9 protein-coding genes and 1 tRNA gene are annotated in these 8,754 nt (G+C 68.8%); 7 read left to right on the plus strand and 3 right to left on the minus strand.

Going from position 1 to position 8,754, the window contains the following annotated elements:
* Positions 1-23: 23 nt before the first annotated feature.
* Positions 24-884, minus strand: coding sequence for a fumarylacetoacetate hydrolase family protein (locus KHC24_RS07350; protein WP_213361679.1), 861 nt, complete (start codon positions 882-884; stop codon positions 24-26).
* A 171-nt stretch (positions 885-1,055) separates the two neighbouring features.
* On the opposite strand from KHC24_RS07350, the gene KHC24_RS07355 reads away from it, so the two are divergent.
* Positions 1,056-1,736: a FadR/GntR family transcriptional regulator gene (locus KHC24_RS07355; protein ID WP_213361680.1), complete on the plus strand. Its 681-nt coding sequence runs from the start codon at positions 1,056-1,058 to the stop codon at positions 1,734-1,736.
* Between the two features lie 33 nt (positions 1,737-1,769).
* Here KHC24_RS07355 and KHC24_RS07360 read toward each other — a convergent pair whose 3' ends face one another.
* A complete protein-coding gene (locus KHC24_RS07360) occupies positions 1,770-2,966 on the minus strand; it encodes a CaiB/BaiF CoA transferase family protein (protein WP_246546326.1) in 1,197 nt (398 codons plus the stop codon).
* Between the two features lie 248 nt (positions 2,967-3,214).
* On the opposite strand from KHC24_RS07360, the gene KHC24_RS07365 reads away from it, so the two are divergent.
* The 5 genes from KHC24_RS07365 (at position 3,215) to KHC24_RS25010 (ending at position 5,433) form a co-directional block, all read left to right on the plus strand.
* Positions 3,215-3,670: a type 1 glutamine amidotransferase family protein gene (locus tag KHC24_RS07365; RefSeq protein WP_213361684.1), complete on the plus strand. Its 456-nt coding sequence runs from the start codon at positions 3,215-3,217 to the stop codon at positions 3,668-3,670.
* 126 nt (positions 3,671-3,796) lie between these two features.
* Positions 3,797-3,883: transfer RNA gene (locus KHC24_RS07370), tRNA-Leu, on the plus strand.
* A gap of 223 nt (positions 3,884-4,106) precedes the next feature.
* The gene (locus KHC24_RS07375; RefSeq protein WP_213361685.1) at positions 4,107-4,559 is read left to right on the plus strand and encodes a DUF3775 domain-containing protein; all 453 of its coding nucleotides are present in this window, start codon (positions 4,107-4,109) and stop codon (positions 4,557-4,559) included.
* A 25-nt stretch (positions 4,560-4,584) separates the two neighbouring features.
* Positions 4,585-5,202 carry a carbohydrate kinase family protein gene (locus KHC24_RS07380; RefSeq protein ID WP_246546327.1) on the plus strand — a complete coding sequence of 206 codons (618 nt, stop codon included), beginning with the start codon at positions 4,585-4,587 and terminating at the stop codon, positions 5,200-5,202.
* Positions 5,203-5,244: 42 nt separating this feature from the next.
* On the plus strand, positions 5,245-5,433 hold the full coding sequence (locus KHC24_RS25010; protein ID WP_271180636.1) for a PfkB family carbohydrate kinase: 189 nt from the start codon (positions 5,245-5,247) through the stop codon (positions 5,431-5,433).
* 40 nt (positions 5,434-5,473) lie between these two features.
* Here KHC24_RS25010 and KHC24_RS07385 read toward each other — a convergent pair whose 3' ends face one another.
* Positions 5,474-6,136, minus strand: coding sequence for a phosphoribosyltransferase (locus KHC24_RS07385; protein WP_213361687.1), 663 nt, complete (start codon positions 6,134-6,136; stop codon positions 5,474-5,476).
* Between the two features lie 280 nt (positions 6,137-6,416).
* On the opposite strand from KHC24_RS07385, the gene KHC24_RS07390 reads away from it, so the two are divergent.
* Complete coding sequence (locus KHC24_RS07390) at positions 6,417-8,609, plus strand: transglycosylase SLT domain-containing protein (protein WP_213361693.1); 2,193 nt, start codon at positions 6,417-6,419, stop codon at positions 8,607-8,609.
* Positions 8,610-8,754 lie beyond the last annotated feature (145 nt).

An 8,754-nucleotide genomic window follows, 5' to 3' on the forward strand; every position in this document is an offset into this window, starting at 1 on the left:
CGCGAGTACTCATGCGCAGAACATCACGCGAACGGGTTGCTCAGGGTGCCGATGCCGCTGATCGACATGGTGACGTTGTCGCCGGCCTTGAGGAATTTCGGCGGCGAGAAGCCGAGGCCGACGCCGGCCGGGGTGCCGGTGGCGATGAGGTCGCCGGCCTCCAGCGTGGTGCCGGCCGAGATGGTCTCGATCAGGCCGGGAATATCGAAGATCAGGTCGCGGGTGTTGGCATCCTGGCGCAGCTCGCCATTGACCCAGGTCTTCACCTGCAGGTTCTCGGCATCGACCTCGTCGGCGGTGGTGATCCACGGCCCCATCGGGCAGAAAGTGTCGAGCGCCTTGCCGAGGAACCACTGGCGGTGGTTCTTCTGCCGGTCGCGGGCGGTGACGTCGTTGATGATGGTGTAGCCGAAGATGTGCTTGTGGGCCTCAGCACGGGAGATGTCGCGCCCGCCCTTGCCGATGACGATGGTCAGCTCGACCTCGTAATCGACCGAGCTGGTCACCCGAGGATGGGTGTCGACGGTATCGCCCGGCCCCACCACACAGGTGCCGGGCTTGGTGAACACCGCCGGATAGTCGTCGATCTCCGCCCCCTTCACCGCCCCGGCTTCATAGCCGGAATTGGCGAACTCCCGCGCATGATCGCGATAGTTCTTGCCGACGCAGAAGATGTTGCGGCGCGGCCGCGGGATCGGCGCGAGCAGCCTGACCTCGGCGAGATCGGCACCGTTGCCGTTCATGCGGATCGCGGGGGCGATCTCGTCGAAGCGGGCGATCAGCTCCACCATGTCGGCGGCATCCACGCGATAGATCCGCTCCGCCTCGGCGTCGACCAGCCCGACGCTCTCCTTCCCCTGATGGACATAAGTGGCGAATTTCATCGTCGGCCCTTTATTGGTTGACCAATTCGTCAGTATTGGGCCATATTGGTTCTCCAATTGTCAACCAGCCTTGTTGGCCTTCTAGCGATATTGCGTTGAAACGCAGCTCACATCCTTGTTTATGTGCTGGTCTATTGGTATACCAAATGCAAAGAACAAGGCGGGGAATGCATGGATAGCGCGCTGATCGACCGGAAGCCGACGGGCCTGGTGCAGGACTTCCTGGCGCGTGCCATCGGCTCGGGCACCTATGGGCCGGGCGCCAAGCTGCCCACCGAGCGGGCGATCGCCGAGAAGCTCGGCGTGCCGCGCTCGGCGGTGCGCGACGTGCTGTCGGTTCTGGAAGCGCAGAAGAAGGTGGTGCGCATCATCGGTTCCGGCACCTATGTGGCCAAGGCGTCGCCGACGGCCGAGCCGGTGCGGGCGCCGAGCGACGCCAGCCCGACCGAGATCATGGCCGCGCGCCTCATCGTCGAGCCGCGGCTGGCGCAACTGGTGGTGATGAACGCCACCGCCGGCGATTTCGAGCGCATGGAGGCGTGCAACCGGCAGGCCGAAGCGGCCGACGATTTCGAGGAATTCGAAAAATGGGACGCGGCGCTGCACCAGGCGATCGCCGAGGCAACGCATAACCGGCTGATGATCGCCATCTACGCCACCATCACCGCCGCCCGTGACCATGCCGACTGGGGCGAGCTCAAGCGTCGCTCCATCACCGCCGAGCGGCGCGACCTCTACCGGCAGGAACACCGCGAGATCGTCGCCGCGCTGCGCGCCCGCGATGGCCGCGAGGCCGAGGCCGCCACGGCCCGGCATCTCGTCCGGGTGAAGGCGAACCTGCTCGGAGAGTAGGCGCCCCAAGCGGATATTAGCCGGCTTATATCCTCACGCGATGACGTTGGCCTGCCGCAGCGCCGCGATCCGCTCGGGCGTGTAGCCCAGCACCTCGGCCAGCACCGCGTCGGTATGCTCGCCAAGGCCCGGCGGCACCGAGCGCACGCTCGGCGGCGCCTCGGACAGCCGCAGCGGGCTGCGCACCGAGCGGAAGCTGCCCAGCGCCGGGTGCGGCGTCTCCACCACGCTGCCGCGCAGCTGCGCCGTCTCGCTGGCAAACGCTTCCGACACCGCATGCACCTTGCCGGCGGGGATGCCGAAGCGGTGCAGTTGATCGAGAATATCGGCGAGCGTGAAGCCGGCGAACTTCGCCGACAGCGGCGGCAGCAGCGCGGCACGATTTTCCGCCCGGCCGCGATTGGTGACGAAACGCGGATCGGCGGCGAGCTCGGGCGCATCCAGCACATTGACGCACAGCCGGCGGTACTGCTCGTCATTGCCGACCGCCAGCGCGAGCCGCCCGTCGGCGCAGGCGAAGATCTGGTAGGGCACGATGGAGGGATGCGCATTGCCGAAGCGCTTGGCCTCATTGCCGGTGTTCAGATGCGCCGAGGCGACATTGGCCAGCAGAAACAGCGCCCCGTCCATCAGCGCGATGTCGATCGCCTGTCCCTGCCCGGTACGCTCGCGCATGTAGAGCGCGGCGAGGATCGCCTGCACCGCGTTCATGCCGGACACCAGATCGACAAAGGCGACGCCGAGCTTCATCGGCTCGCCCTCGGCTTCGCCGGTGATCGCCATGAAGCCGGATTCCGCCTGGATGACGAAATCATAGCCCGGCCGGTCCTCCTGCGCATGGCCGCGGCCATAGCCGGAGATCGAGCAATAGATCAGCCGCGGATTGATCGCCCGGAGGTCCTCATAGGTGAGCCGGAATTTGCGCAGGCTGGCGGGGCGGAAATTCTCGATGACGATATCGGCCTGCGCCGCAAGCCCGGCGATGATCTCCCGCCCCTCCGGCGTGGTGAGGTCGACGGCGAGGCTCTTCTTGTTGCGGTTGGCGGCAAGATAATAGGTGGCGACGCCGCCGGCGGCGGGCGGCGCCCAGGTGCGGGTGTCGTCGCCGGTGCCGGGATTCTCCACCTTCCACACCTCGGCGCCGAGATCGCCGAGCGTCATCGTCGCCCAGGGGCCGGCGAGGACCCGCGACAGGTCGAGTACCTTGATGCCGTCGAGCGCGCCGGGCATGGAGACCCCCTCAGTTTCCGGGAGACGGCACATAGCGGTATCGGGTGTCCCTGGGCAAGCCGGCAAGGACGGGGCGCGGACGCGGGCGCACGGCACCACCGAGACGTGCTCCGCCCAAAGACCGGCGATGAAGCAACGCGTACGGGCCTGCATCCGCGAGCCCCTCCATCGCTATATTCAACAATGCATGACGATGGAACGATGATGCGCAGGCGCGGCAGGCAGGCTGGAGTCGGCAGCGGTCCGCCGTGGCGGTGCGCCATGTCGCCTTCGAGGATCTCGGCAGCCTCGCCCGCATTCTCGATGCGCGCGGCCGGACGCTCGCCTATTGCGAGGCCAGCACCGACCAGCTGTCGCCCGCCTCCATCCGCGAGGCCGACCTCGTCATCGTACTCGACGGCCCGATCGGCGTCGGCTACCGGCGCGCCTTCCGCTTCCTCGCCGGCGAGATGCTTCTCATCGAGCGCCGACTGGCGCGCGGACTGCCGACGCTCGGCATCGGCATCGGCGCCCAGCGGATGGCGACGGCGCCGGACGGACGGGTTCAGCCCGGCGCGGCACGGACGACCGGCTGGGGCGAGGTGGCGCTGACCGCCGAGGGGCGGCGCTCGGCGCTGGCCCCGCTCGGCCTTCCCGATGCCAAGGTGCTGCACTGGCACGGCGACGGCCGACGACGTCGAGCTGCCGCCGGGCTTTCCGCCTAACCCGCCGGTGCCGGCGCACCGCCCACTCGCCATCCTGGCGGCGGCGAGGATTTTGCGCAGATCGCCGCCGCACGATGAACATGCCGGCTTGGCGAGCCGTGCCATCCGTTATAGATAGCTCCCCGCGCGGGCGTGGCGGAATTGGTAGACGCAGCGGACTCAAAATCCGCCGTCCTCACGGATATGTCGGTTCGAGTCCGACCGCCCGCACCAATGAATAGCGACGCCGCCGCACCGGCTGCGTTGCCTCGCCCCGCCCTCCCCATTCATCTGCTTGCTGTCTGCTCGGACCCCGTTGCGCGGCCTCGTGCCGGCACGCGCCGCTGTCGATCAAGGAAACGGCAAGGGCCGCTGCGCGTTAAGCGTCTGGGAGCGCGCCGCCGGCGGCACGCGCCGGCCGGGCGTCTCCAGCGGAAGAACGATGGAGAACAGCGCCATGAAGACCTCGAGGCAGGCGGCCGATACCGGAAGCGACGAGCCCTCCGTGCTCACCATCTCGCCGGAACAGGTGTGCTTCGTCATCGTCAAGGCACGGGAGTTCGACGCCAAGGACGTGGTGACTGATCCCGATCCGGCCTCCAACCCCACCGACGACCGCGATGCCGCCGTGCTGGAAGATCATGCCGACGATCCGGTCGTCGAGGAGCTGACCTCCTTCATCGGCGCCATGTCGGAGGATGAGCAGATCGATCTGGTGGCGCTGGCCTGGCTCGGGCGCGACGACCATACCGCCGAAGACTGGGCCGCGGTGCGCGAGGAGGCGACCGAGGCGCATAACCGGCGCACCGCCGCCTATCTTCTCGGCACGCCGCTGATCGCCGACTTCCTCGAGGAGGGGCTTTCGCTGCTCGGCTATTCCTGCGAGGAGTTCGAGGCGGGACGGTTGTGAACCGTCGCGGGATGGCAGCCGATCCATGGGTCATATCCTCGTCGCGGGCAGCGTGAATGTCGACCGGCTCTGGCAGCTCGACGCGCCGCTGCGCGCCGGAGCCCGCCTGACCTATCGCGGCAGCACGCTGCGATGCGGCGGCGGCGGCTTCACGACCGGCGCGGCGCTGCTGGCGCTCGGCCACGCCGTGACCATCGCCGCGACGCTGGCCGATGACGGCCTTGGGCACGCCTGCTTCGACCGGCTCGCCACCCTCGGCTTCGACGTGAGCGGCGTGCGGTTCTTCGGCAGGCACACCACGCCGCTCGACATCTTCATCGACCCGTCCGGCGAGCGCACCATCCTCGCCCCGCGGAGCACCGAGGCCCGGCGGCTGGCGCAACTGCCGCACCCGCCGGCCGATCTGGTTTATGTGAACGTCCGCCGGATGCAGCCGGGAGCGCTGGCGGGGCTGGCCCCCGGCACCCGGCGGGTCGCGCAGGTTCCGCTGGAACCCCGCGAGCAACGGCCGGCGGATGTGCTGATCGGCGCCGCGCCGGATGGCGGCATCGACCTTGGCGGCGATGCATTCGCGCAGGCGCGGCGGATCGCCGGTCCGTCCCTCGCCACCCTGGTGCTGACCGACGGCCCCCGCCCGGTGTAGCTGTTCGCGGCGGCGGGCCGCTCCAGCGTGGAGGTCGCCGCGGTGGCGGCGGCGGACACCACCGGCGCCGGCGACGTGTTTGCCGCCGGCTATATCGATGCGCTGCTGCGCGAAATGCCCGCGCCCGAGGCGGCCCGGCACGCCAGCGCCGTCGCCGCCCGGTTCCTCGCCGACCGCGAAGCGTTCTGGAGTCAAACGCCGCTACAGGCACCGCTGGAGCCCGAGACCTGACCCGCGGCCCGCCGAGGGACGAGGCTCCAACCCACCCCGCTCAATGCGCTTTCGGCGGTGCGCCGGCCGGAAACCGCGCCAGTGTGGCAATGACCTCGGCGTCGCTCAGCTGGGCGAAATCCCGATAGAAATGGCCGATGGCGCCGAACGGCTCCGGCGTGGCGAGGCAGACCAGCGTGTCGACCTCGACGCGCAATTCCTCCAGGACGTCGGCCGGGGCGACCGGCACCGCCAGCACCAGCTCGGCGGGGCGGCGCCGGCGCAGCGCCCGCAGCGCCGCCTTCATCGTCGCCCCGGTGGCGATGCCGTCATCGATGACGATCGCCACCCGCCCGGCGACCGGCACCGGCTGCCGCCCACCGAGATAGCGGGCCCGCCGGCGCTCGATCTCCGCCAGCTCATCGCGGCAGACCCGCTGGAACGCCTCCTCGCCGACGCCGGAGCCGCGGATTACCGCCTCGTTGCGCACCACCAGCGGCTCGGCGCCATCGACCACCGCGCCGATGGCGAGTTCAGGCTGCCAGGGCAGCCCGATCTTGCGCACCATCAGCAGATCGAGCGGTGCCGCGAGCGCGTGGGCGATCTCCGCCGCCACCGGCACCCCGCCGCGCGGCAGCGCCAGCACCACGGGATGAAGCGGCCTATACGCCGCCAGCGCCGTCGCCAGCCGGCGTCCGGCATCGATCCGGTCCGCGAACATCATCGGCTGCCTCCTGCCGGGTCACCGCCGGCGGCGTGCAGGCGCCGGGGCGAGCGACGCCATATCGCAGAGCCGCCTCACGGCCAGAGATAGCGCCGGGCCTGATCCCGACAATGGCCCAGTGGCAAAGGTATCCCCGCACATTCGCCCACCAACCCGCGAGGCTGAAGATTCCGCCTGTCGGGTCTTCAGTGCTTGTGGTAACGTTATGACAGCAGTGCAGCCGACATCTTCCGGAAGAATATGACCTGACTAGCGTGACATGAACAGGCTGGGGGGCCTCATGAATCCGCTGATCCTGCTTGCCGGTAACTTGCTTCCCAGCCTGCTCGACTTCCTCGTCGGCGAGCGCGGCGAGAAAGTTGCCGACGCCGTGGTCAACGCCGTCGCCAAGACGACGGGATCGATCGACGCCGTCGCGGCGCAGGAGAAGGTCGATCAGGATCCCGCCGCCGCCGCCGAATTGCGGCTCGCCCTCGCCCGCATCGTCGCCGAAGAGAAGAAGCTGGCGCTCGACGCCGAGACACAGCGCCGGCGCGACGAGATCGCCGAGGAGGCCCAGGCCCGCAAGGATGCGCTGGATCGCGATCTCGCCACCCACAAGGCCCGGCTCGACGAACTGGTCGCCACCGAGAAGGCGGCGCTGGACCAGCGGCAGCAGGATCTCGCCGAAACCACCGGCGCGCGGCAGCTGCTGAGCTCGCTCATCGACAAGGACACCATCGTCGCCCGCACGCCGATGGTGATCTCCTACATCGTCACCATCGGCTTCTTCCTGGTGCTGACGCTGTTCCTGCTGCTGAAGAACCAGCTGGAGGCGCCCGAGCCCTTCACCTTCCCGGAAGGCTCTTCCGATATCATCAAGACGCTCGAGCCGGCGCAGATCGCCGCGCTGGTGCAGCCGCGCTCCGATTTCGTCATCCAGATCATCAATATCTGCGTCGGCGCGCTCGCCGCCGCCTTCGCCACGGTGATGAGCTTCTGGCTCGGCTCCTCGCAAAGCTCGCGCAACAAGGATGTGCTCGCCGCCAATCTGCAGGAGCGCAATACCGAGAGCCAGGAGCGCCAGGCGCAGCAGAACCGGCGCACCGTCGAGCAGGTGGCAAAGACCGTGTCGCAGACCAAGTCGGCGGCGGTGGTGGTCGACGAGGATGGCGCCGTTGCCGGCGTGGCGACCGGCGCGTCTGCCGGTACGGTCGTGGTGGCGACGCCGGCCGAAGAGCCCGCGCCCGAACCCGCCAAGCCGATGAGCGCCAGCGTGCTCACCGAGCTGATGCCGAAGCTGATCCATCCGCATCGGCATTTCCCGGACGGGGTAAGCTGGGCGCTGACGCCGGCCGGCATCGCCATTGACGGCGCGCGGGCGGAGGGCACGCCCGGCGATCCCACCACCGTCAGCACCATCTGGGACAAGTTCGGCCCGTTCTGCGCCGCCTCGGCGAAGAAATACGGCGTGCCGGTGGAGCTGATCGTCGCCACCATCGCCACCGAGAGCTCCGGCAACCCCAATGCCCGCCGCCCGGAGCCGCAGATCAACGACGAAAGCGTCGGGCTGATGCAGACACTGGTGAAGACGGCGCGCGACGCCACCGGCCGCGCCGGGCTCAGGGCCGACGAACTGCTCGATCCGGCGATGTCGATCGATGCCGGCACCGCCTATATCGCCAAGCAGCGCAGCTCCACCCAGCTCGATCCGCCGCGCGTCTCGGCCGCCTACAATGCCGGCTCGCTCAAGCGCGACGACGCCGCGGCCAATCGCTGGAAGCTGCACTGCTTCCCGCGTGGCACCGGCCAGCATATCGACCGCTTCGTCGCCTGGTTCAACGACGCCATGCGGGTGTCCGACGACGAGGACTGGGGCAAGGTCCGCGATTGCCCGAGCTTCGCGCAGGAACTGGTCGGCACCGCTCCGCCGCCGGCCACGCTGGACGTCTCCTCGCCGGATTTCCCGCCGCGCCCCGCCTTCCGCCCGCTCCTCTCGCTGGAGGACCGCCAGAAACTGTTCGGCACCTTCCAGTTCCAGCATGCCCCGGTCGCCGGCAATCCCGAGAACGTCCGCATCCTCGGCGACTGGGAGGCGAAGAACATCGTCAAGGTTGAGATCCCGCTGCAGAGCTTCCGCGGCAAGCCGGGGCCGCTGACCATGCGCTTCCATGCAAGGGCCAGGGAACAACTGGTAGCGCTGTGGCTGGAATGGGAGAAGGCCGGCCTCATCGACCGCATTCTCACCTATGACGGCGCCTTCGTGGCGCGCTTCCAGCGCAAGAGCACCACCAAGCTGTCCAACCACGCCTTCGGCACCGCCTTCGACATCAACGCGGCGTGGAACCAGCTCGGCGTCGAGCCGGCGGCCATGGGCGAGAAGGGGTGCCTGCGCGAGCTGGTGCCGCTCGCCAACAAGCACGGCTTCTACTGGGGCGGGCATTTCAACACCCGGCCGGACGGCATGCATTTCGAGGTCGCCCAGCTGCTCTAGGCAGCCCGACCCGGATCGATGGTGGGGAACAATCCCGGTCCGGCGCGGAAGCAGACGACCGGGCGCGCTGGGTGGTGGCGGCGCCGATCCGCTAGAGCGGATCGACATTCAGGATTCCCATCCGAGGTAATCGCTGATTCATAGA

The organism is Ancylobacter defluvii (assembly GCF_018390605.1).
GTDB classification, from domain to species: Bacteria; Pseudomonadota; Alphaproteobacteria; order Rhizobiales; family Xanthobacteraceae; genus Ancylobacter; species Ancylobacter defluvii.